The 23,841-nt window shown below is 61.0% G+C and carries 21 protein-coding genes and 1 pseudogene; 11 read left to right on the forward strand and 11 right to left on the reverse strand.

Annotated elements, in window-relative coordinates; genetic code table 11:
* The 3 genes from QRN48_RS17940 to QRN48_RS17950 form a co-directional block, all read right to left on the reverse strand.
* Positions 1-810: a putative RNA methyltransferase gene (locus tag QRN48_RS17940; protein ID WP_037012342.1), complete on the reverse strand. Its 810-nt coding sequence runs from the start codon at positions 808-810 to the stop codon at positions 1-3.
* Complete coding sequence (gene dapE, locus QRN48_RS17945) at positions 810-1,961, reverse strand: succinyl-diaminopimelate desuccinylase (protein ID WP_191944439.1); 1,152 nt, start codon at positions 1,959-1,961, stop codon at positions 810-812. Before dapE ends, QRN48_RS17940 begins: the two co-directional genes overlap by 1 nt.
* A 199-nt stretch (positions 1,962-2,160) precedes the next feature.
* A complete protein-coding gene (locus QRN48_RS17950; RefSeq protein WP_285352054.1) occupies positions 2,161-4,749 on the reverse strand; it encodes a glycosyltransferase in 2,589 nt (862 codons plus the stop codon).
* 232 nt (positions 4,750-4,981) lie between these two features.
* On the opposite strand from QRN48_RS17950, the gene tcdA reads away from it, so the two are divergent.
* Positions 4,982-5,800 (forward strand): tRNA cyclic N6-threonylcarbamoyladenosine(37) synthase TcdA, encoded by an 819-nt coding sequence (gene tcdA, locus QRN48_RS17955; protein WP_285352056.1) that lies wholly within the window; start codon positions 4,982-4,984, stop codon positions 5,798-5,800.
* 75 nt (positions 5,801-5,875) lie between these two features.
* On the opposite strand, the gene QRN48_RS17960 is transcribed toward tcdA, so the two are convergent.
* Complete coding sequence (locus QRN48_RS17960) at positions 5,876-6,241, reverse strand: hypothetical protein (protein ID WP_037012338.1); 366 nt, start codon at positions 6,239-6,241, stop codon at positions 5,876-5,878.
* Positions 6,242-6,437: 196 nt separating this feature from the next.
* On the opposite strand from QRN48_RS17960, the gene QRN48_RS17965 reads away from it, so the two are divergent.
* The 3 genes from QRN48_RS17965 (at position 6,438) to QRN48_RS17975 (ending at position 8,379) form a co-directional block, all read left to right on the forward strand.
* Positions 6,438-6,704 (forward strand): type B 50S ribosomal protein L31, encoded by a 267-nt coding sequence (locus QRN48_RS17965; RefSeq protein ID WP_037012337.1) that lies wholly within the window; start codon positions 6,438-6,440, stop codon positions 6,702-6,704.
* Positions 6,705-6,868: 164 nt separating this feature from the next.
* The gene (ddlA, locus tag QRN48_RS17970) at positions 6,869-7,960 is read left to right on the forward strand and encodes a D-alanine--D-alanine ligase (RefSeq protein WP_285352059.1); all 1,092 of its coding nucleotides are present in this window, start codon (positions 6,869-6,871) and stop codon (positions 7,958-7,960) included.
* Positions 7,957-8,379, forward strand: a complete 423-nt coding sequence (locus tag QRN48_RS17975; protein ID WP_285352061.1) for an NUDIX hydrolase — start codon at positions 7,957-7,959, stop codon at positions 8,377-8,379. The genes ddlA and QRN48_RS17975 overlap by 4 nt, the downstream gene beginning before the upstream one ends.
* A gap of 393 nt (positions 8,380-8,772) precedes the next feature.
* On the opposite strand, the gene metR is transcribed toward QRN48_RS17975, so the two are convergent.
* Entirely contained in the window at positions 8,773-9,690 is a 918-nt protein-coding gene (metR, locus tag QRN48_RS17980) for a transcriptional regulator MetR (RefSeq protein WP_037012332.1), read from the reverse strand.
* Between the two features lie 205 nt (positions 9,691-9,895).
* Here metR and QRN48_RS17985 point away from each other — a divergent pair.
* The 7 genes and pseudogenes from QRN48_RS17985 to QRN48_RS18015 all read left to right on the forward strand — a co-directional run.
* Positions 9,896-10,498, forward strand: a pseudogene (locus QRN48_RS17985) (5-methyltetrahydropteroyltriglutamate--homocysteine S-methyltransferase); the annotation flags it as partial.
* Positions 10,499-10,670: 172 nt separating this feature from the next.
* Complete coding sequence (locus QRN48_RS17990) at positions 10,671-11,663, forward strand: alpha/beta fold hydrolase (RefSeq protein ID WP_191944444.1); 993 nt, start codon at positions 10,671-10,673, stop codon at positions 11,661-11,663.
* Positions 11,664-11,806: 143 nt separating this feature from the next.
* Complete coding sequence (locus QRN48_RS17995) at positions 11,807-12,472, forward strand: DsbA family oxidoreductase (protein WP_285352064.1); 666 nt, start codon at positions 11,807-11,809, stop codon at positions 12,470-12,472.
* A gap of 172 nt (positions 12,473-12,644) precedes the next feature.
* Positions 12,645-13,358: a GntR family transcriptional regulator gene (locus QRN48_RS18000; protein ID WP_191944446.1), complete on the forward strand. Its 714-nt coding sequence runs from the start codon at positions 12,645-12,647 to the stop codon at positions 13,356-13,358.
* The gene (locus tag QRN48_RS18005; RefSeq protein ID WP_285352068.1) at positions 13,355-14,371 is read left to right on the forward strand and encodes an ADP-ribosylglycohydrolase family protein; all 1,017 of its coding nucleotides are present in this window, start codon (positions 13,355-13,357) and stop codon (positions 14,369-14,371) included. Before QRN48_RS18000 ends, QRN48_RS18005 begins: the two co-directional genes overlap by 4 nt.
* A 162-nt stretch (positions 14,372-14,533) precedes the next feature.
* On the forward strand, positions 14,534-16,003 hold the full coding sequence (locus QRN48_RS18010; protein ID WP_285352070.1) for a purine-cytosine permease family protein: 1,470 nt from the start codon (positions 14,534-14,536) through the stop codon (positions 16,001-16,003).
* A complete protein-coding gene (locus QRN48_RS18015; protein ID WP_285352071.1) occupies positions 15,993-16,922 on the forward strand; it encodes a PfkB family carbohydrate kinase in 930 nt (309 codons plus the stop codon). The genes QRN48_RS18010 and QRN48_RS18015 overlap by 11 nt, the downstream gene beginning before the upstream one ends.
* Before the next feature lie 213 nt (positions 16,923-17,135).
* Here QRN48_RS18015 and aauR read toward each other — a convergent pair whose 3' ends face one another.
* From aauR to QRN48_RS18045, 6 genes are all read right to left on the reverse strand, one after another.
* Positions 17,136-18,461 (reverse strand): two-component response regulator AauR, encoded by a 1,326-nt coding sequence (aauR, locus tag QRN48_RS18020; RefSeq protein ID WP_191944449.1) that lies wholly within the window; start codon positions 18,459-18,461, stop codon positions 17,136-17,138.
* A 28-nt stretch (positions 18,462-18,489) separates the two neighbouring features.
* A complete protein-coding gene (gene aauS / locus QRN48_RS18025; RefSeq protein WP_285352073.1) occupies positions 18,490-20,388 on the reverse strand; it encodes a two-component sensor histidine kinase AauS in 1,899 nt (632 codons plus the stop codon).
* 89 nt (positions 20,389-20,477) lie between these two features.
* Entirely contained in the window at positions 20,478-21,212 is a 735-nt protein-coding gene (locus QRN48_RS18030) for an amino acid ABC transporter ATP-binding protein (protein ID WP_037012313.1), read from the reverse strand.
* Positions 21,209-21,877 carry an amino acid ABC transporter permease gene (locus QRN48_RS18035; RefSeq protein WP_037012311.1) on the reverse strand — a complete coding sequence of 223 codons (669 nt, stop codon included), beginning with the start codon at positions 21,875-21,877 and terminating at the stop codon, positions 21,209-21,211. The genes QRN48_RS18030 and QRN48_RS18035 overlap by 4 nt, the downstream gene beginning before the upstream one ends.
* The gene (locus QRN48_RS18040) at positions 21,874-22,620 is read right to left on the reverse strand and encodes an amino acid ABC transporter permease (RefSeq protein WP_037012309.1); all 747 of its coding nucleotides are present in this window, start codon (positions 22,618-22,620) and stop codon (positions 21,874-21,876) included. The genes QRN48_RS18035 and QRN48_RS18040 overlap by 4 nt, the downstream gene beginning before the upstream one ends.
* A gap of 118 nt (positions 22,621-22,738) precedes the next feature.
* Positions 22,739-23,653 (reverse strand): glutamate/aspartate ABC transporter substrate-binding protein, encoded by a 915-nt coding sequence (locus tag QRN48_RS18045; protein ID WP_285352077.1) that lies wholly within the window; start codon positions 23,651-23,653, stop codon positions 22,739-22,741.
* Between the last annotated feature and the right edge of the window lie 188 nt (positions 23,654-23,841).

Consider the following 23,841-nt stretch of genomic DNA (forward strand, 5'->3'; position numbering starts at 1 on the left):
TCAATGGAGCACGAAATAATCGTAGCGCATGGACACCGTCACCTCGAAGGGTTCTACCTGCTCGATGACCTTTGCCCGGCGCTCGGCACTGGCGCGCCAGCCGTGCGGGGTCATCGCCAGCAGGTTGGCGCGCGCCTGGCCATCGACCAGTTTCAAGGTGAAGCGCAGGGTTTCGCTGTGCTGCAGGCTCATGCCTTCGGGCACCAGAGCGAGGTGTTTGTCGTCGCTGTAATCTCGCACCTCGTCGTACAGACGCTGGCGCAGTTCCATCAGGTGGTCGTTGGTGGGGCCCACACGCATCAAGCCGCCCCCCGGCGACAGCAGGCGCCTGGCCTCGGCCCAGTCCAGGGGGCTAAAGACGCTGGCGATGAACTGCATGCTGGCATCCGGCAACGGCACGCGCGCCATGCTGGCGATCAACCAGGTGATAGCCGGATCGCGCTTGCAGGCGCGCTTCACGGCTTCACGGGAAATGTCCAGCGCATAACCGTCAGCCTCGGGCAGGGCTTGAGCGATTTGTGCGGTGTAATAACCCTCGCCGCAACCGATGTCGACCCAGTGCGCCGGCGCGCGCTCGGCTGCGAGTTCAGCCAGACGTTTCGCCACGGGCGCGTAGTGCCCGGCATTGAGGAAGTCGCGGCGGGCCTCGACCATCGCCTGATTATCCCCAGGGTCGCGGCTGTTCTTGTGTTGCACGGGCAACAGGTTCAGGTAGCCCTGACGGGCACGGTCGAAGCGGTGCCCGGCCGGGCACACGACACCGTTATCCGCTGAATCGAGCGGGGCGGAGCAGATCGGACAGGTCAGCATCAGGCGAGCAACTTGACCAGGGTCTGGTAGTAGATTTCAGTCAGCACGTCGAGGTCGCTGGCAAGGATACGCTCGTTGACCTGATGGATCGTCGCGTTGACCGGGCCCAGCTCGACCACTTGGGTGCCCAGGGTTGCGATAAAGCGACCGTCGGAAGTGCCGCCACTGGTCGACGCGCGGGTGTCGCGACCGGTGACGTGTTTGATGCTCGCCGACACTGCGTCCAGCAGCGCACCCGGTTCGGTGAGGAATGGCAGGCCGGACAGCGCCCAGTCCACGTGCCAGTCCAGTTCGTGCCTGTCGAGGATGGCGGCGACGCGTTGTTTCAGCCCCTCAACGGTGGACTCGGTGGAGAAACGGAAATTGAACACCGCCACCAGATCCCCCGGGATCACATTGGTGGCGCCGGTGCCGGAATTCAGATTGGAAATCTGGAAGCTGGTCGGCGGGAAGAAATCATTGCCGTGGTCCCAGTGCTCGGCGGCCAGCTCGGCCAGCGCAGGCGCGGCGAGGTGAATCGGGTTTTTCGCCAAGTGCGGGTAGGCGACATGGCCCTGGATGCCTTTGACGGTGAGCGTCGCACCCAGCGAGCCGCGACGGCCATTTTTGACCACGTCGCCGACCAGTGTGGTGCTCGAAGGCTCGCCAACGATGCACCAGTCCAGTCGTTCCTGGCGCGCCGCCAGACGCTCGACCACGGCCTTGGTGCCGTGATGGGCCGGCCCTTCTTCGTCGCTGGTGATCAGGTAGGCGACCTTGCCCTTGTGGTTCGGATGGTCGGCCACGAAACGCTCGGTGGCCACGATCATCGACGCCAGGCTGCCTTTCATGTCGGCCGCGCCACGGCCGCACAGCATGCCGTCCTGGTCAATCAGCGCACTGAAAGGGTCGTTCTGCCAGGCCTGAACCGGGCCGGTCGGCACCACGTCGGTGTGGCCGGCGAAGCACAGCACCGGGCCGTCCTGCGTGCCGTGGGTCGCCCAGAAGTTGTCGACATCCTGAATGCGCATCGGCTCCAGCGCAAAACCGGCAGCGCTCAGGCGTTTCATCATCACAGCCTGGCAGTCGGCATCCAGTGGCGTAACGGATGGGCGACGTATCAGGTCGCAGGCGAGTTGCAGCGTGGGCGAGAGGTCGGCTGGGGCTGTCATGAAGGGTCCGCAGGTATTGAGTTGATCACCTGCAGGCATGCGTTTGCCCGCGGACGCGAGGCGCGTCAGCTCAGGTTTCGCTGACACGCTCGCTGCAATCACGGACACCTGCGGGCCTACAGGCAGGGCGATAAACGGCAGATATCTTAAAGCAAAACGGCGACCCTAAGGCCGCCGTTTAGTACAGCGCTCAATTGTTTCAGGCAGTAGCGGGTTCTTCCGCCGATTTCGGTTTTGGCAGCGAGGACAGGAACGCCATGATCAATGCCGCCAGATATGGCAGCGACTGCACTAACAGCATCGTTACCCAAAAGCGCATGTCGTTGCTCGGTAAACCCTGAACCACGCAGATGCCCAGCGCAGCGCCCCACAGCAGCAGCATGATGAACAGCTCCTCGCGGGCCTCGGAAATCGCCACCAGCAAGCCATGGCTGTCGGCGTTTTTCGGGGTGCGGAAGAACGGGATGCTGGTGGTGAAGAAGCCGTACAGCACCGCTTTGGCGATGGTGTGCGACAGCGCCAGCCCCGCGAGCGCGGCGTAGAACGCATCGGTGAGGTTAACGCCCACGGCGCGACGGTACAGAAAGATGATCTTGCCGACCTTGAAGAAGAACAGCGCCAGTGGCGGGATTGCGAAGATCAGCAGCGGCGGGTCGACCCGATTGGGCACGATGATCATCGCCGACGACCAGAGCAGTGCGCCCACCGTAAAGAAGATATTCATGCCGTCGGCGACCCACGGCAGCCAGCCCGCGAGGAAGTGATAGCGTTGGCCGCGTGTCAGCTCGGTGTCCTTGCCCCGCAGCAGGCTGGCCGCATGACGCTTGATGATCTGAATCGCGCCATACGCCCAGCGGAAACGCTGCTTCTTGAAGTCGATGAACGTGTCGGGCATCAGCCCCTTGCCAAAGCTGTGGTGCGCATAGGCTGCCGAATAGCCCTTCTCGAACACGCGTAAGCCCAGCTCGGCGTCCTCGCAAATGCACCAGTCCGCCCAGCCGAGTTCTTCCAGCACGGAGCGACGGGTCATCGTCATGGTGCCGTGCTGAATGATCGCGTCGCGGTCGTTGCGCGTGACCATGCCGATGTAAAAGAAGCCTTTGTATTCCGAATAGCACAGCTTCTTGAACGCGCTTTCATGCTGATCGCGGTAGTCCTGGGGCGACTGCACCACGGCGATCTTCGGGTCGGCGAAGTGCGGAACCATGTGCTTGAGCCAGTTGCGGTCGACGCAGTAGTCCGAGTCGATCACGGCGATGACTTCAGCATCCGCTGCCGTGTGCGGGATCAGGTAATTCAGCGCGCCGCCCTTGAAACCAGCCAGCGGTGCGACGTGGAAGAACTTGAAGCGCGGGCCCAGCATCTCGCAATGGGCTTTGACCGGCTCCCACACGGCCGGGTCCTTGGTGTTGTTGTCGATCAACAGCACCTCGAAGTCCGGGTAGTCCAGCGCAGCCAGCGCGTTGAGGGTCTGTTTGACCATCTCCGGCGGCTCGTTATAGCAGGGCACGTGGATCGAGACTTTCGGTCGGTAGGCCGAATCCCCTTCGACAGGCAGGAATTCGCGACGGCGCTTGTGCGTCCATACCGCTTCGGCCAGTTCGTGCGCCTCGGTCAACAGCACGATGAACACGCCAAACGCGCCCAGCGCCAATAAGAATCCGACCAACAGGCTGAACCACGTGCTGTATTGCTGGCTGTAGTCGTAGCCGATCCAGACCAGAACCGAGCCACACAGAAAGGCGATGAAGGTCAGGAATGTGCGGCCGCGCTGTCGCAAGGCCGAGCCATCAATCAGCAGCAGCGCGAGGGCGAGCATCGCCAGCACTGCCGAACCGATGGCCAGTACGCGCCACTGCGGAATGGCGACAACCGGGCCTTCGAAGTTGAATTTTTGCTGCCTTGCGGCGTTGTAGACGCCCCAATAGGCGCCAACCGAACCTTCGTCGCTGGCCTTCCAGGGCTGGTCAAAGGCTTCGATCACGAAATAGTTGAAGCCCTGGCGGTTGAGCTTGTTTACCAGCGTGCGCAGGTAAACCGCCTGATCTGCCTGAGTCGCGTCCGCGCCGCCACGCATGTGACCGTTGCTCGGCCAGCCAACTTCAGAGAGCAGCAGCGGCTTTTTCGGGAACATGCGTTTCAGCTCCCGGGCCCTGTCCAGTACGTACTGACCGGCCTTGTCCATCGGGATGTATTCCCAATACGGCAAGATGTGCGCGGCGATCAGGTCAACATGCTTGGCCAGCTCCGGGTACTTCTCCCAGATGTGCCATTGCTCGGACGTCGTCACTGGGACTTTCACGGCAGCCCGGACCCGGTCCAGAGCAGCCATCAGGTCCTTGGGTTTGATTTCTTCCCGATACAGCGCCTCGTTGCCGACGACCACCCGGACCACACTGCGCGTCGTGTTGGCCAGCTCGATGGCTGTGGTGATTTCGCGCTCGTTGCGTTCAAGGTCAGGGCTGATCCAGATGCCGAGGGTCACACGCAGGCCGAACTCCTCAGCGAGTTTGGGAATGTCCTTGAGCGTGCCGTCCACGGAGTAGATACGGATGTTGTCCGTCTGCTTGCTCATCAACTCCAGGTCCTGACGCATTTCCTCGTCGGACGGGTAGAGGTCTTTCTGCGGGTTTTGTCCCAGCCGGAAAGGCGAGTAGGAGAAGCCGGAAATCTGTTCGGGCCAGTTGGGGGCAGTCACGGGGCGATTGATCAGCGCCCAGAATCCGGTGAACAGCGCGGCAATGGCCACGACGACCACAAGGTTGAGTCCAAATTTACGCGATGGCATAGGTACTTCAGGTTCCAAGAGGGGAACGGGGGAGGTGGACAGGGTACAGGGGGCCGAAAGTTTGGCAACTGACCTGTGTCGAAGTTCTTGGCCATGAGGAGGGTGGAGGTGTTGGGTTCAGCGATGGGTTTGCCCGCTCATCAGCGACTTTCAGACCAGCTGCCTGCAACTCACCGCTGTCCCGATCGCTCGCAAGCCCTATAATGCGCGCCGGTTTTTTGGGGTATTGGTCATGAGCACAGAAGATCCGCGTTTTGCCGGTGTCGCCCGCCTTTATGGTATCGAGGGCCTGGAGCGCTTGCGCGCGGCCCACGTGGCGGTGGTCGGCGTTGGCGGTGTGGGTTCATGGGCCGCTGAAGCCATGGCGCGTTGTGGCGTGGGTGAGATTTCGCTGTTCGATCTGGACGATGTCTGCGTCAGCAACAGCAACCGTCAGTTGCATGCCCTGAGCAGCACGGTCGGCCGCCCAAAAGTGGAGGTCATGGCCGACCGCCTCAGGGAGATCAATCCCGATTGTGTCGTGCACGCGGTCGCGGACTTCGTTACGCGTGAAACCATGGCCGAATACATCACCCCCGATATCGACTGCGTGCTCGACTGCATTGACAGCGTCAACGCCAAAGCGGCGCTGATCGCCTGGTGCAAACGCCGCAAGATCCAGATCATCACCACCGGCGGCGCGGGAGGGCAGATCGACCCGACGCTGATTCAGGTCTGCGATCTCAACCGCACGTACAACGATCCACTGGCGTCCAAGGTCCGCTCGACCCTGCGCCGCGACTATGGATTTTCCCGTACCGTAACTCGCCACTACAGCGTGCCGTGCGTGTTCTCGACCGAGCAACTGCGTTACCCGAAACCGGATGGCAGCATTTGCCTGCAAAAAAGCTTCGTGGGCGATGGTGTGAAGCTGGACTGCGCGGGTGGCTTCGGCGCGGTGATGATGGTCACCGCGACCTTCGGCATGGTCGCCGCCACCAAGGCTGTGGACAAAATCGTCGCTGGCGTGCGGCGGCCCTCCGAGCGGACCAAGGCGCTGCCTGCCGTCTGAAGCGAAGCAACGGCCGAAACAGTCTGCGTCTGCAGAGGCCGTTCCGCCGCGCTCGCCCGTTAATAAAACCTCCTGTCAGCGATGCTCGGGCATAGGCTTGCGCTCGAGGGTTTCCCCGATCGCGCCATAGATTTCCTCTTTGCCATCGTCACTGCAGCAGCGGATCTGGTGGAGGATTTCCCCCTCCCTCGGCGACAGCGCAATGTAATTCCATTCGCATGCCTGACGCATGAACACGTCGCGGTCGTTGACAGGCATGACGTCGTCGGCGGCCTCATGCAGCGCCGCTACAACAGGCGAAAGCAGCGCCATAAGCTGATCTGGCTCAGGCTTGCCATCGGTGGCCTGCACCAGACGCTGTAGATGATTCAGCGCGCTGCGTGCGTCGATCAGCTTCATGTGTCCTTCGATGCTCATTTCATATCGGTCGATCAAGTGCATGGCACTACCTCCTGGTGGGGTCGTTCATTCCGTTCCGGTTGGACCGGGCTGGCTCGTCAAAGGCGCGAACGTTAGCGGCAGGGGAGGCGGTGGAAAAGTTGAAAGTTGTAACGGTTACAAATTGGCTGGGGTTGAACTGTTTCGTTTGGTTACTGTATAACGTATTACATGATTGCTTACATTCTGGAGAACAGCGATGAAACCCGATATCCATCCCGACTACCGTCAAGTCCTGTTTCACGACACCGCTGCCGATGTGTTTTTCCTGATCGGCTCCACCGTTGATACCGACCGTACGCACACCCATTCCGACGGTAATACTTACCCCTACGTCGCCTTGGACGTGTCCAGCGCGTCGCACCCGATGTACACCGGTCAGCAGCGCAAGACCACCACCGAAGGCCGAATCGCCGGGTTCAACAAGCGCTTCGCCACGTTTGGCTCCGGCGCCAAAAAGGACTGATGACCGCAGCAGCTCCCGCATTCCGGGTATCGACAGTCGATCACCCGGGTGCGGGATTTTTTTTGCCGTTTTTTCCTGCATTCCGTCTCGCGAGCGTCCGTGGCACTGGACTATCGGGTCAAATTGCTTTTAGCTCTGCGACCTGAAATTCAGGAGCCTCCCCTTTGAAAAAGTCAGTCGCCATCGTTTTCGGTGGGCAATCCTCCGAGCATGAAGTGTCGTTGCAATCGGCGCGCAACGTGATCAACGCGATTGATCGCAACAACTACGACATCACCCTGATTGGCGTCGACAAGCAAGGCCACTGGCTGCGCTTTGACGAGCACGATTACCTGCACAACCCGACCGACCCGGCGCACATCAAACTCAGTGACTCCGGGCGTCTGCTGTCGTTGATGCCGGGCGCCAGCGGGCCGCAATTTGTGGAAGTGCAGACGGGGCGCGAGGTGCCGCGCATTGACGTGGTGTTCCCGCTGATCCATGGCAGCTTCGGCGAAGACGGCTGCCTGCAAGGCATGCTGCGCCTGCTGGACATTGCTTTCGTGGGTCCGGACGTACTCGGTTCCGCCGCCTGTATGGACAAGGACGTGACCAAGCGCCTGCTGCGTGATGCGGGCATTTCGGTAGCGCCGTTTGTAGTGCTTCACCGCGGCGAAGCGGTGGATTTCGTCAGCATCTCTGCCCAACTGGGCCTGCCGCTGTTCGTCAAACCCGCTTGCCAGGGCTCCTCGGTCGGGGTGAGTAAAGTCACCGACGAGGCCGGATACGCTGCTGCGCTGAAGCTGGCGTTCGACTATGACAACAAGGTGCTGATCGAGCAGGGCATCGTCGGACGTGAGGTCGAATGCGCCGTGCTCGGCAACCATCAGCCTCAGGTCAGCGTATGCGGCGAAGTGGTGGCCAATGATGACTTTTATGCCTACGACACCAAATACCTGAACGACGGCCAGGCGCGCATCGCCATCCCCGCGCAAATACCCGAGGACTTGAGCGAAGCGGTGCGTGAAGTGGCGTTGCAGGCGTATCGCGTGTTGGGCTGTGCGGGCCTGTCGCGTGTGGATTTCTTCGTGACCGAGGCGCGGGAAATCATCATCAACGAGGTCAATACCATCCCGGGTTTCACCTCCATCAGCATGTACCCCAAGCTCTGGCAAGCCAGCGGCTTGAGCTACCCCGAATTGATTGATCGCTTGATCACCCTCGCACTTGAGCGTGCCGAAGAAACCCGCGCGCTGAAAACCGAGGTGGTGCTGTGAAGACCCTGCGTATCGCCGCCGCGCTGCTGACACGCGCCGACGGCAAAACCTTGCTGGTGCGCAAGCGCGGAACCGTGGCGTTCATGCAGCCGGGCGGCAAGATCGACGCCGGGGAATCGGCGGTTCAGGCGCTGGCTCGTGAGTTGAGCGAGGAGTTGGGCCTGACGATCGTGCCGGATGAAGCGCGGTTTCTGGGGGAGTTTGCGGCCGTTGCAGCGAACGAACCGGGCTTTGAAGTCAACTGCCAGCTGTATGGCGTCCACGCCGACCAGCCGGTCACCCCGGCGGCCGAGATCGAAGAAGCGATTTGGGTCGATGACGGGAATATTGATGAACTGCACCTGGCGCCGTTGACCCGGGATTCAATATTGCCGCTGTACCGAAGCCTGCAGAAGGCCTGGTTAACCAGCGGGCGCTGATCGACCGGCGTTCTTGCTACCCCATTGAGCGGTTTGCTATTCAGATCTGTAGAAGACGGCTTGCTGGCGAACGCGGTAAGTCTGGTATGTAGATGGCGTCTGGGCGCAAGCATTCGCCAGCAAGCCGGCTCCTACGGATTTTGTGCGAGGCGCAGATTTTAGTGTTTACGCCGATCCACTGTAGGAGCCGGCTTGCTGGCGAACCGGACCTGCGCTACGCCAATGCAGCATCTGAACAGATGCAATCTCCACACGACCGAGCAGCGGAAGGACACCTGCAATTTACGCACGCTGCCGCGGAAAAACATGCACTCGGCCCGTAGCCATGCGGTGGCTGAACGCAAGCATTCGCCAGCAAGCCGGCTCCTTCAGGTTTTATGGGTCACCCGGCCCTCATCGAACAGCACTCACCCCATCCAGCGTCGAAAATGACGTGTCCTTCGCCGTCAGGAGGAAGTCCCGCATGTAGGGCGCGTCCAGCATGTCGGCGCGAATCGCCGCGTAGAGCGTGGCGAAGAGTCCTTTTTCGCCAAGGCGCTTGGCCTTCACATAGCCGCGCGAGCTGTATTCATGCAGCGCCCAGTGCGGCATGCCACACACGCCACGGCCGCTGGCAACCAGTTGCATCATCATCACGCTCAGCTCGGAGGTGCGCACTTGCGCCGGTTCTATGTCGGCTGGTTCGAGAAAACGCGTGAAGATATCCAGTCGGTCACGCTCGACCGGGTAGGTGATCAGGGTTTCAGTGAGCAGGTCTTCCGGCACGACGAAGGGCTTGCTGGCCAGCGGGTGCTGATTGGCGACGGCCAGCATGGCCTCATAGGTAAACAGCGGCACGTAGGTAATGCCTGCCAGTTCCAGAGGATCCGACGTCACCACCAAGTCCAAGTCGCCACGGGCGAGGGCAGGCAGAGGCGCAAACGCGAAACCCGAGGCCAGATCCAGCTCGACTTCAGGCCATGCGTCGCGGAACTGATCGATGGTGGGCATCAGCCACTGAAAGCAGCTGTGGCATTCGATCGCCATGTGCAGGCGCCCCGCGACACCGCCCGCCAGCCGCGAGATGTCACGTTCAGCGTGACGTAATTGCGGGAGGACAGAGTCAGCCAGCTGCAACAGCCGCAGGCCTGCACTGGTGAACCGCACGGGCTTGGTTTTACGCACGAACAGCGGCATGCCCATGCGTTCTTCCAGCTCTTTGAACTGATGCGACAGCGCCGACTGCGTCAAGTGCAAACGGTCAGCGGCATCGACGAGACTGTCTGCCTCGCGCAGCGCATGCAGGGTTTTGAGGTGACGAATTTCCAGCACCGACGGCGCTCCATGAGTAAATTTTGTGATCAACACGAAAACAATGAGTTTGTCTCATGCACCCTGCGGTGTCGACAATGGCGCCATCTTTTATGGAGCAGTCAGCATGGCCCTGGACAATCACTCGGTTTTTCCTCATATCGGCGTCGCACTCGGCTTCCAGCGGACGCTCGTTACGCTCGGCGAAGGCATTGGTGAGGGTTCGGTACCCACTTTTACCGCTGACCAGCAGTTCAAGCTCAGTTGGGCGACATTATTTGACGAGGTCGACGAAGCCCGCGCGCAGGGGCATACCGTGCGTCCCGCTATCATTGGCCCGCTGACCTACCTGTGGCTGGGGCAAGTCGACAAGGACACACCGGACTTCGACAAGCTTGATTTGCTGGATCGACTGCTGCCGGTCTATGGCGAGATCCTCGGTCGGCTGGCGGGGAAGGGCGTGGAGTGGGTGCAGATCGACGAACCGATTCTAACCCTCGACCTGCCGCAGGATTGGAAGAACGCATTCGAGCGTGCGTACCACGCACTGCAATATTCGCCGCTGAAAAAGCTGCTGGCCGTGTCGTGCGGTGGGCTGGGGCTGGGCAGCAACCTGGGCCTGGTGGTGGGCCTGCCGGTGCAGGGGCTGCATGTCGACGTGCTCAGCGCGCCGGAACAAATGCCATTGGTGCTGGACCGCTTGCCCGTCTACAAGGTGTTGTCCCTGGGTGCAGCGCGTGAGCTGGAACCGAGCGGTGCCGGCGCACATGCCGCGCTTGAAGTGGTGAAGGAGGCCCAGCTTCGCTTTGCCGACAATCTCTGGCTTGCAGAAGCCATCGCCGATTCGGCGCTGACGGCAGCAGCGTAAACGGAGGGCCCGGATGACGGTTCTGCTACCGCTCGGCCTTCTTCATCAAACTGTCATGCAACTGTGGCAGCGCGCTTGAGAAAACTTCATCAGACTCGCGGCCTACTGGGGTTCTGTGTGTCGGTGTTTTTCCATGCGGGTTTTACTTTTTCTGGCTGCGCTCCTGTGCAGCCTGCCATCTTTTGCGGCCTCTCGATGCGACGTTGACGTTCCCACGCAGGTGGCCGAGCTCAATGAAGTCCATTTGGCTTATCAAAGCATTGGGCGCGAGTCCGACCCTGCCTTGCTGCTGGTGATGGGGCTTGGCGGACAATTGATCCATTGGCCGGACGAGGTTGTCGTCGCCCTCTGCCAGCAAGGCTTCAGGGTCATTCGCTACGACAACCGGGACGTCGGGCTGTCGACCTGGGTGCAGGCACCTCCCGGCGCCAATCTCACCTACGAGGTGCTGCGCTACAAGATTGGTCTGCCAGTGTCGGCGCCGTATTCGCTCACGGACATGGCGCAGGATGCGCTCGGCCTCATGGACGCACTGCACGTTCAACAATTTCACGTGTTAGGGGCAAGCATGGGCGGCATGATCGCCCAGCACCTGGCCGACATGGCACCTAAGCGCGTCGAGAGCCTGACGCTGATCATGACCAGCTCCGGCGCCCCCGGTTTGCCGATGCCCAGCCCGGCTTTGCTGCAACTGCTTGCACGTCGCGGCGCGCCGGACCGTCAAACCGCGCTCGAGCAACAGGCCGACCTGCTGGCTGCCCTGGGCAGCCCCGAGATCAAGGACGACCGGCAAAATCTCTTGAATCAAGCCGCAGTTTCCTACGACCGCGCGTTCAATCCTGAAGGTGTGAAACGGCAAATTCTCGCCATCCTGTCCGAGCCCAGTCGGGTCGAGTTGCTTAACCGCCTGCGGGTGCCGACGCTGGTGGTTCACGGCACGGCCGATCCATTGCTCCCGGTGATGCACGGCATTCATGTCGCAGCGCACATTCAAGGCAGTCAGTTGAAGCTGATACCCGGGCTGGCGCACCGTTTTCAGGATGCGTTCAAAGCGCCGTTGCTGGCGGCGGTGCTGCCCTATCTGCGTGAGCATCGCGAGGACGCTTCCCACGTCGCACAGTTGTGACCGCCAGTCAGCTTCTAGCGCAGGCCTGCCGGGCGCGCTCGACACGGCGGTCCTGCAGGCGCTGACAGGCGACGGGGACGACGGGTTTGTGCCGCGTCTCGATCAGCGTATCGTGCACGTTTCCTCTCTTGCACGAGGCTGCCATGAGCATTCCGCTGAAAATCGACTTCATCTCCGACGTTTCCTGCCCCTGGTGCATCGTCGGGCTGCGCGCCCTTGATCAGGCGCTTGAGCATCTGGGCGATGAAGTCGCCGCCGATATCCACTTCCAGCCCTTCGAGCTCAACCCGCAGATGCCGCCTGAAGGGCAGGACATCTTCGAGCACATCGCCGAAAAGTATGGCTCGACCCGCGAGCAGTTTCAGGCCAACGCAGAACATATCCGCGAGCGCGGCGCGGAGCTGGGGTTCGTCTTCAAGCAAGGCGATCGCCGCATTTTCAATACGTTCGATGCCCATCGGTTGCTGCACTGGGCCGAGCTGGAAGGCAAGCAGCACGCGCTTAAAGAAGCGTTGTTCACCGCGTATTTCAGCCAGCACGCCAACGTGTCCAGCCATCAGGTGCTGGCGGATGTGGCCCAGAAAGCCGGGCTTGACCGGGTGCGCGCCGAGGCCGTACTGAGCAGCGATCAGTACGCCAGTGAAGTACGCGAACTGGAGCAGCTATGGGTGTCGCGCGGTGTGAGCTCGGTGCCGACAATTGTGTTCAACGATCAATACGCCGTATCCGGCGGGCAGCCGGTCGACGTATTCGTCAGTGCCATTCGTCAGATCATCGGCGACGAATCGAGCGTCGTTAATCCTGCCTAACCGGATGCGTAGTTGGCCGATTGCATGATGTGCAGCTCCACCGTGCGGGGCCTCCGACACGTTGCGGCTGCGCCGGCACACTCAATCTGCGCCGTCGTAACGTGTAACGTATTCGCGATCGCGATTAAAAATTCCTTGATCCCATCAGCCCTTTTCGGATATCAATTTGTACATGATTAGACAGGTTCGGTTCGACAAAAAAAAGCGCGTCGTGGATGAGCTGGCCCGGCGCATCGAGAGTGGCCAGATGGGCTCCGGTGAACTGTTGCCTGGCGAGAATTTGCTCGCACAGGAATTCAACGTCAGCCGCGGCACGTTGCGCGAGGCGTTATCGGAGCTCAAACGACGCAACTACATCGCCACGCAAACCGGCGTCGGCTCAATTGTGACGTATGACGGCATCTCGCTGGATCAACGTGCAGGCTGGGCGCAGGCTTTGGCCGATACAGGTGCGATGGTCACGACCGAGATTCTGCGCCTGGTCGCCGTACAACGCCCCGATCTGGCAGGTCGCTTCGGCACGACCGGGTTCATTGCGCTGGATCGCCGACGCACGGCGGCCGATGGCAGCGTGGTGTCACTTGAACGGGTGCTCATTCCGGCCTCCGACGGCCTGGAAAACTTGCCTCGCGACGGGTTGATCGACGACTCGCTGACCGTGACGCTGGCCGCTCACGGTTTCGTCGGTGACCGCGGTGATCAGTGGATCGGTGCCGAGCCTCTGAGCAACGACGACGCGGCGCTGATGCTGCGTCAGCCGGGCTCGGTGTTTCTCAAAGCGACCCGAACCACGTTTGACCGCCGAGAACGTTTCATGGAGCACGTGGAAAGCCTGTTGGACCCCGTGCATTTTCGTCTTCATCTGGCTTTTGGATCGTCCACATGACTGCACTGATCGACACCCGCGACCGGGGGCTGGGCGCTTTTTACGGGCTCGCACTGGGTGATGCTCTCGGCATGCCGACACAGTCGCTGAGCCGCGAGCAAATCAAGCAGCGGTTCGGCCACATCGCCACGCTGCAGGCAGCAGGTGTCGATCAGCCCATTGCCCCGAACATGCCCGCCGGGTCGATCACCGATGACACCGAACAAGCCGTACTGGTCGCTGAATTACTGGTCTCCGGGGCAGGGCGTATCGAGCCTTCGGACCTGGCGCAACACCTGATCGATTGGGAAGCGGTGATGCAGGCCAAGGGTTCTCAAGACCTGCTGGGCCCTTCGACCAAGCGGGCCATCGAAATGATCCTGGCCGGGCACAGTCCGGAAGAGGCCGGGCGGTTCGGCACCACCAACGGCGCCGCCATGCGCATTACGCCGGTCGGCATTGCTTTCGATGTGCAGGATGAGGCGCGCTTCGTCGAGGCGGTTAAACAGGCCTGTCAGGTCACTCACAACACCAATCTTGGCATCTCAAGCGCAGCGGCGGTGGCGGCGGTTGTCTCCTCGGGCATCACGGGGGCCACTCTCGGCGAAGCGCTTGACGTCGGCGCGCGCATCGCCCATCAGGCCGAGGGTTACGGCTACTGGATCGCCGGGGGCCGCATTGCCGCCCGAATCCGCTGGGCTAAACAGCTGTGCGCGGGCTGCAGCAACGAACAACTGCCCGAATTGATTTACGACGTGATCGGTACGTCGGTCGCTTCCCAAGAATCGGTCGTCGCCGCGTTCGCCCTGGCGCACCAAGTGGCTGGCGGGGAGTTGTCGGCGTTCGAGGCCCTGTGCATGGCTGCAAGCCTGGGCGGCGACACTGACACCATCGCTGCGATTCTCGGGGCAATGCTCGGTGCGTGCGAAGGCATGGCCGCCTGGCCCGAGGCTCTGATCCAACAGGTCCAGACAGTCAACGGGCTCGACCTGCACCCCGTGGTCGAGCAATTGCTGAATCTGCGCGCGGTCTGACCCCGACCGACGCCAGCCCGCTTCACTAACAAGACCCACCTCGCAGCGTTTTCAAAAACGGCGAGTCAGGACTTTTGCGACCTGCAAAAGCCCTCCCTGACAGGGATGTCGTTTGCTTTGCGTACTGCCCACAACCAGAACAAATGGCAAAGGAGCATTCACATGACGTCATCGAACGCCGTTCAAGGCGCCGGTCAACTTGAAACACGCGGTATCGAACCCGTCCCCGAAAACGAGTGCAACGGCCATCCGCTGCAGCTCTTCTGGGTATGGTTTGCGGCCAATATCAGCATCCTGGGCCTGCCGCTGGGGGCGACGCTTGTGGCTTTCCGTGGGTTGTCGATCGGGCAGGCGATCGTCGTCGCGATTCTAGGCGCGGCGGGTTCGTTCGCTGTGGTCGGGGTCATCTCCATCGCTGGCCGACGAGGGCGAGCGCCAAGTCTTACGCTGTCGCGGGCCATCTTCGGCGTGCGCGGCAACATCGGGCCTACCATCGTTTCACTGATGTCACGCCTGGGCTGGGAAACGGTAAACACCACGACAGCTGCGTTCGTGTTGCTGTCGCTGTGCTCAATCCTTTTCTCCACCCCGGTAGAAGCCAAGAGTGCACCAGGTCTGACGCTGCTGTTCATCGCCATTTTTGTGCTGATGACGCTGACGGTTTCCGGTCTCGGCCACGCGACCCTGCTGGTCATCCAGAAATGGGCGACGTACATTTTTGGCGCCTTGAACGTCGTAGTCGGCGGGTTTCTCATCGCGCACATCGACTGGGCTGCCGTGTTCAATGCCGCACCTGCACCGATGAGCGCGATGATCATCGGCATCGGTACCATGGCGGCCGGCACCGGCATCGGTTGGGCCAATGCGGGCGCCGACATGTCGCGCTATCAGCACCGCAGTGTCACGGCAGGGCGTCTGGTGGCGTCGGCAGCCTTCGGCGCGGGCATTCCGCTGGTGCTGCTCATCACCCTGGGCGGGTTGCTGTCCGTGGGCAATGATCACTTGGCCTCGGCCACTGATCCGATCATCGCCATCCGCGAGTTGCTGCCGACCTGGATGGCCGTTCCTTACCTGATCACGGCGTTTGGTGGCCTGCTGCTGTCCAACAATCTATCGGTGTACTCCGCAGGGCTGACCACGTTGACGCTGGGGCTGAAAATCAAGCGCGTGCATGCAGTGATTGTCGACATCGTGGCGATATTCGCCGGCTCGATTTATTTCATGTTGATCGCTGACAGTTTTTACGGCCCATTCATCACCTTCATCTCGATGCTCGCCGTGCCCATCACCGCTTGGGTCGGGATCTTCATCGTCGACTTGCTGCACCGTCATTACTATTCGGCACCCGACCTGATGGACGTCTCGCCGCGCAGCGCCTATTGGTATCGCGGGGGCATAGAGTGGCGTGCGCTGGGTGCGTGGGCGCTGGCCATCGTGCTCGGTTACAGTTTCACGACCGTCGCGACCACGCCGGAGAATGTGCTGTTCAAAGGATTCCTGGCTGACTCATGGTTCGGTCATAACGGTCTGGGCTGGATTGTTACCTTCGTGGTAGCGGGCGGACTGTACGCCGTACTGGGAGGCGCCCGAGATCGTCGTCCCGCTGCCCAAGAGGTCGTTCATGCCCGCTAGATTGCTCTACACCGGCCAGGTCGTGATCGACCTGGTCATGGCCCTTGATGCTTTGCCCCGCTCCGGCGGCGACGTGCTTGCCCACTCGGCGGCGTTCGAGGCCGGGGGCGGATTCAATGTGATGGCCGCTGCCCGGCGCAGCGGCATGCCCACGGTCTACCTCGGCAGGCACGGCAACGGACGCTTTGGCGAGCTGGCGCGTCAGGCCATGGCGGCAGAGGGCATTGAAATCGCCAACCCGGCTACCGACGTGGGGGACACCGGGCTTTCGGTCGCCCTGATCGAGCCTTCGGCCGAGCGCTCATTCATCTCGTATGTCGGTGCCGAGGGCGGCTTGTCGGCAGAGGATTTGCACAGCGTAGCGGTGCGGCCAGAGGATTATGTATTCGTCAGCGGCTACAGCCTGCTGCACAAGGGCAAGGTCGCAACGCTGCTGGAGTGGCTTGCGCAGTTACCGGCACAGGCGGGCGTGGTGTTCGACCCGGGGCCGCTGGTTGATTCGCCTGAGGCGTCCGGCATGCAGACGGTTTTGCCGATGATCACGTTGTGGACCAGCAATGCCGAAGAGGCGCTGCGCTTCACGGCTTGCCAGACGATTGATGCGGCGCTCGACAAGCTGGCGCACTGGTTGCGCCCTGAGGCGCTGATTGTGGTGCGTGACGGGCCAGACGGTTGCTGGATTCGTCAAGGGTCGGCAGTTGCACAGGTGCCCGGCTTCCCGGTCACAGCCATCGACACCAATGGGGCCGGAGACGCCCATGCAGGAGTCTTGCTGGCTGGGTTGGCGTCTGGGCTGTCAGCCGCGCAGGCAGCCTTGCGGGCCAACGCAGCGGCGGCCATCGCCGTGACGCGCCGGGGCCCGGCGACTGCGCCGACTGCTGCCGAGGTTGATGCGTTGGTCGCCGGTAGCGAGTTCTAGGATTTGCGATCGTCCAGGCGCTGGAGAATGGGTGAATGTTCGCGGAGTCTGTAGGAGTGAGCTTGCTCGCGAAGGCATTATTTCAGCCGCCGAAAACTCAGCGGGTGCCCCGGCCTCTTCGCGAGCAAGCTCGCTCCCACAATTCATGTAATGGCAGATAGATTTGCGACGTTCTCATGATTGATGCGGAGCTGTCGGGGTGAGCCCACGCGCTCACCCCAGGCCGTATTTTTTGACCTTGTCGAACAACGTGGTCTTGGCCATGCCCAGTTCCTGGCTGGCCTGGCTCAGATTGCCGCCGCTGCGGCGCAAGGCCTCGCCGAGCAGGTTTTTCTCGAACGCCTCCACGGCTTCGGCAAAGTCCAGGCTGGGGGTAGCGGTTTGCGTACCCGCCGTTTTGAAGGCGGGCAGGCCCAAGGCGTAGCGCTCGGCCACGTTACGCAGTTCGCGCACATTGCCCGGCCAGTCATGGGCCAGCAAGGCCGAACGAGTCTGCGAATCCAGCGACGGCGGTTCGCGGTCAAATCGAAGCGATGACTGCTGCAGGAAGTGCTCGAACAGCTGAAGAATGTCTTCGCGGCGGTCACGCAGAGGGGGCAATTCCAGCGTCACCACGTTGAGCCGGTAATACAAGTCGCTGCGGAACTGGCCGGTCTTGCTCAGCGCGTTGAGCTCTGATTTGGTCGCGGCGATCACCCGGCAATCCACCGCCACGCTTTGATTGGAGCCCAGCCGCTCAAGCGTGCGTTCCTGCAATACCCGCAGCAGCTTGATCTGCAGATTGATCGGCATGCTTTCGACTTCATCGAGAAACAGCGTGCCGTTGTGGGCATGCTCAATCTTGCCGATACGGCGTTTGCCCGCGCCCGTAAACGCATTGGCCTCGTGGCCGAAGATTTCGCTCTCAAACAGGCTCTCAGGCAATCCACCGCAGTTCAGCGCGACGAATTGATGATCATGGCGACGGCTGAAGTCGTGCAGACAGCGTGCGATGAGCTCCTTGCCCGTGCCGGTTTCGCCTTCGATCAGCACATTCGCGGAGGTATCGGCTACATTGGCGATCAACGCGCGCAAGGCCTGCATCGCTTGAGACCGACCGATGATCTTGCCTTCCAGCGAATCGCGCTCGGCCAGTTGCCGGCGCAGCGACCAGACCTCCCGCGCCAACCCGCGTTGCTCAAGCGCCCGGCGGGCGACATCGACGAGGCGTTCCGGGGAAAAGGGTTTCTCCATGAAATCGTAGGCACCGTCACGCATCGCGCCGACGGCCATCGAGACATCGCCGTGGCCGGTAATCAGCACAACGGGCAAGGTTCGATCGCGCTCCTTCAGGCGCTTGAGCAGTTCCAGCCCGTCGATCCCTGGCAGGCGAATGTCGCTGATGACGATGCCGGCGAAATGTTCGCCGACCAGTGCCAAAGCTTCTTCCGCGCTGGCCACCCCCTGGCTGTGGATGTCTTCCAGCGCCAGCGCCTGCTGGCAGCCGAGCAGGACGTGCGGGTCGTCTTCTACGATGAGGACCGTCAGGTCAGTGTTCATTGTCTATTCCAATACGACAGCGATGCGTTCATGGCGAGGGTGCCCTGCGATCAACCATTGGCAACACCAGCACGAACATTGTGCCGCCCTCGGCCGGGTCTTCGGCATTGAGCGTGCCGCCGGCCGCAGCCGCAAGGCTGGCCGACAAGGTCAATCCCAATCCGAGTCCCTGTTCGCCGGGCTTGGTGGTAAAAAACGGCTCGAACAGGTGCTTGCGTGCCTCGGCGTCGATGCCATGTCCGTTGTCCCGCACGCGCAACCGATAGCGGCCGTCGAACATGTCCCCCTCCAGCCACAGGATTGGCATCGGCTGGGCACTCATGGCATCCAGCGCATTGCCGATCAGGTTGACCAGGATCTGCTCCAGACGGGTCTGATCAATCGCCAGCTCCACGTCGTCAATCTGTTGATGCAGCGCCAGTGAAGCGTTGTCCAGCCGGGCACCGAGCAGTTGCAGCGCGGCCTCGACCGCCTTGCCCAACGAGGCCTGGCCTTTGTCTTCTCCACGGCGGGCGAAGGCGCGCAGGCTGGCGGTGATGCGGCCCATGCGGTCGACCAGATCATTGATGGTGCGCAGGTTGGCACTGGCCGTGTCCAGCGCGCCCCGTTCAAGGAAACGCACCGTGTTGCCCGACAACGTGCGCAGCGCGGCCAGCGGCTGGTTGAGTTCGTGGGCGATGCTGGTGGACATCTGCCCGATCGCCGCCAGCTTGCCGGCCTGGATCAATTCATCCTGCGCCTGGCGCAAGGTTTCCTCGGCCTGCCGGCGTTCACGAATCTGCCCTTTGAGGCGCTCGTTGCTGGCCCGCAGGTCGGCGGTGCGGTCGGTGATGCGCCGTTCCAGTTCGTTATTGGCCTGCTCCAGTGCTTCACGCGCGGCCAGCCGGGTGGAGATCACCTTGCGGCGCTCGTTCCAGGCAATCAGCAAAAACGCCACCAGCGCACAAGCGACGGCAACGAGCATGCCCTGATTGGCGGCTTCCCTGCGCAGGTCTTCCAACGGGGTGAGCAGTGTCAGGTGCCACGGCGTGTCAGCCAGTTCGCGCGTCTGCGCCAGATAACTCACCACCGTGTGTTCGTGATCAACGCTGGTATTGGCGGGGAAGGTCAGCTTTTCCACGCCGTCGGCAATCGACTCGCGCTCCAGCGGGACCAGCTCATTGAGCGGCCACCAGTAATACTGAAGGCTGCGGGCCAGCCGCTCCTTGATCTCGGCGGTCAGCGGCCGTACTGATTTGAGGCGTCGAGCAGGATCGCTGGACAGAATGATGATGCCGTTTTCATCGCTGACAAATGCTTCCAGACGTGCCCGCTGCCAGCGTTCTTCCAGCGCTTCCAGCCTGACCTTGATGACCGCGACGCCGATGATTTTGCCTTTTTCTTCCAGCCCGTGGGCCAGGTAGTAACCCGGTTCCCCGGTGGTACTGCCGATGCCGTAAAAACGCCCCGGCAGACCGCGGATCGCATCCTGATAATAAGCGCGGAAGGACAAGTCCTCGCCCAGGTAGCTGTCAGTGTCGCGCCAGTTGCTGGTCGCCAGCACCCGCCCGGTGGTGTCCAGCACATAAATGGCCCGGCTGCGGCTGCGCCGGTTCAGGCCTTCGAGGTAGTCGTTGACACTGGAGCGCAACTCCACCGTGGGGTTGTTCAGCAGGTCGGACACATTGGATTCGAGCTCCAGCACGCTGGGCAGATAGTTGTACTTGTTGATCTCGCTCTCGACCGTGCGCGCGTGCAGCTCCAATTGACGCTGACCGTTTTCACCCAGCGCCTTGATGGCGTTTTTTTCGCTGTACAGGTACGTGACGTAGCCCAGCGCAATCATCAGCAGGATGATCAGCGGCGGCACAAAAAGATGGCGAATCAGTCGGGGTTTCACGGCGAGTGATGGCGGCGCGGCGCGATAGACAGGGGGGTCGCATTTCATCACAGTCATCCTGGGCCGACCAGCCGCGCGTCCCATCGAACGATGGACGTGCGGCCGGCGGTTTTTGCGCCCTTACGGGCTGATGCTTTTTAGTGCTGCAGGATTTTGTTGAGGAACTGCTGCGCCCGCTCTGAGCGCGCGTTAACGTCGCCGAAGAACTCTTCCTTCTCGCAGTCTTCAACGATCTGGCCCTTGTCCATGAAGATCACCCGATCCGCCACTTTGCGGGCGAAGCCCATTTCATGGGTCACGCACATCATGGTCATGCCTTCGTGGGCCAGTTGCACCATCACGTCCAGCACTTCGTTAACCATTTCAGGGTCGAGCGCGGAGGTCGGTTCGTCGAACAGCATGACCACTGGGTCCATCGCCAGTGCGCGAGCAATCGCCACGCGCTGCTGCTGACCGCCTGAAAGCTGACCCGGGTGCTTGTGGGCGTGCGCCGACAGACCGACGCGCTCCAGCAGTTGCAGGCCTTTTTTAGTGGCCTCTTCCTTGCTGCGGCCCAGCACTTTGATCTGCGCGATGGTCAGGTTTTCAGTGATGGTCAGGTGCGGGAACAGCTCGAAGTGCTGAAACACCATGCCGACCCGCGAACGCAGTTTCGGCAGGTTGGTCTTCGGGTCGGCAATCGATGTGCCGTCTACCACGATGTCGCCTTTCTGAAACGGCTCCAGCGCGTTGACGCACTTGATCAGCGTTGACTTGCCCGAACCCGACGGGCCGCAGACAACGATTACTTCGCCTTTTTTGACCTCGGTGCTGCAATCGGTCAGTACCTGGAAGTCCCCATACCACTTGTTGATATTTTTGATGGAAATCATACGGCTAACCTTTTTTGCATGAACTTGACCAGGCGCGACGCGGCGAAGCTGATCGTGAAGTACACCAGACCGGCGACAATCAGGAACTCGTTGGAGCGACCGATGATGTCGCCGCTGGAGCGTGCCGAGTTGAGGAAGTCGACCAGACCGACCGTGTAAACCAGGGAGGTGTCTTGAAACAGGATGATGCTCTGCTGTAACAGCAACGGCGTCATCTTGCGGAACGCCTGCGGCAGAATGATCAGTCGCATCATCTGGCCGTAGGTCATGCCCAGCGCTTGAGCTGCGCCCATCTGGCCCCGGGAAATCGACTGCACGCCGGCACGCACGATTTCACAGAAGTAGGCGGCCTCGAACATCATGAACGCTACGACGCAGGAGGTGAACGCGCCAATCGGCGTGTCTTCACCAGTGATCCAGCGCAGCACGAACGGCACCGCCAGGTAGAACCAGGTAATCACCAGCAGCAGCGGGATCGAGCGGAAATAGTTGACGTAGGCGCCCGCCACCCGCGACGCCAGCTTGTTTGAGGACAATCGCATCAGCGCCAGCAGCGTGCCGATGATGATGCCTCCCACAACGCCCATGGCCATCAATTTCAGCGTCATGACCATGCCGTTCCACATGCCCGGGATGGCGGGAATCACTCCAGAGAAGTCCATCATTTACCTCCCACGGAGATCAGGCCCGGCACCGCGACTTTCTTCTCGACCACACGCATGAGCAGCATCAGGCTCATGTTCAGGGTGAAGTAGATCAGCGTGGCCAGGGTGAAGGCTTCAAACAGGTTTGCAGAAAACTCGGCGGTCTGTTTGGTCTGCGCCAGCAATTCCATCAGGCCGATCAGCGACGCCACGGACGAGTTCTTGAACACGTTGAGGAATTCGGAGGTGAGCGGCGGAATGATGATGCGGTAAGCCTGCGGCAGCAGTACGTTCCAGTAAATCTGTGGCAGCTTGAAGCCCATGGCGCGCGCGGCGGACTCCTGGCCCACGGGCAGCGCCTGAATACCGGTGCGCACTTGCTCACACACACGTGCGGCGGTGAACAGGCCCAGGCACACGACGACGCTCAGGAATGCCGAGGTGGTCGGGTTAAGGTCTTGCTTGTACCACTCCTGCAGGTTCTCGGGCAGCAGGTCCGGTACCAGGAAGTACCAGATGAACAACTGCACCAGCAGTGGCACATTACGGAAAATTTCCACGTAAATCGCGGCAATCGAAGAAACGATGCGGTTGGGCACCGTACGCATCACCCCAAGCACCGAGCCCAGGAATAACGCAATGATCCAGGCGGCGACGGCAATCGCGATGGTCCAGCCCAGCCCGGTAATGTACCAGTCCAGATAGGTCTCGCTGCCAACGCCCGTGGACTTGAAGAATACGCTCCAGTCCCAGTTGTAATTCATCAGGGTCTCCCCGCTGATCGATCGTTATGCACGCATGCGCTTTGCAGCGGCTCCCGGGAAAACACGTGGCTTTCCCGGGAATCAGGCTTGTTTCTTTTTAGAGTGTGGTGCGAAGGGCTCAGGCCTTCTTGTCCGGCGCCGGCTTGTCGTTCGGGTTGGCAATCAGCGCTTTGAGCTGTTCGCTCATCGGGAACATCAGGTTCAGGCTTTTAGGCGGGATTGGCTGGGTGAACCACTTGTCGTAGATCTTGTTGATCTCGCCTGATTTGTAGGTTGCAACAATGGCGTCATCGACGGCTTTCTTGAACGCAGGGTCTTCCTTGCGGACCATGCAGCCGTAGATTTCGTAAGACTGAGGAGTGCCGGTAACGGCCCAGTCGGTCGGCTTCTTGGCCTTGGCCATTTCGCCAGCGAGCAGGGCGTCGTCCATCATGAAGGCTACGGCGCGGCCCGATTCCAGCATCTGGAACGACTCGCCGTGGTCCTTGGCGGAAATGACGTTCATGCCCATCTGCTTGTCGGCGTTCATCGCCTTGAGGATGCGCTCGGACGTGGTGCCCGCCGTGGTTACGACGTTCTTGCCTTTGAGGTCATCGAAGTCTTTGTAGGACGAGTCAGCCTTGCTCAGTAGACGGGTACCGATTTCAAAGATGCCGACAGAGAAGTCGACTTGTTGCGCGCGCTCGGCGTTGTTGGTGGTCGAGCCACATTCAACGTCGACGGTGCCGTTCTGGACCAACGGGATTCGGGTTTGCGAGGTGACCAGGTTGTACTTGACCTTGAGATCAGGCATGTCCAGGTCTTTCTTGATCGCTTCGACGATTTTCAGCTGGATGTCAGCCGAGTAGCCAACTGGCACGCCGGAAGCGTCAGCGATGTAGGAAAACGGAATGGAAGAGTCGCGGTGACCCAGGGTGATCGTGCCGGACTCTTTGATTTTCTTCAGAGTACCGGTCAGTTCGGCGGCAAAAACGGGTGTGGTGATCAAAGCGGCAGCAATGGCTGCGCCCAGGAGTTGGGGAACGATGCGCATCTGTTTTTCCTCGACATTGTTTTTTTTATTGGACCGGTGTTGGACGGCCCTATCGTTTCAGAGCGCTTCAACGGCGGCCCAGTCAGGCGACACGCTACATCGAAGCAATCGTGCAAGAGTGTAGAGCATGAGTCATGCCAGAGCCGTGACAGAGGCTAATCTGCTGAAACTGAAAGAGATTAACGGCG

Source organism: Pseudomonas sp. ME-P-057 (assembly GCF_030208975.1).
Lineage (GTDB): Bacteria > Pseudomonadota > Gammaproteobacteria > Pseudomonadales > Pseudomonadaceae > Aquipseudomonas > Aquipseudomonas lutea.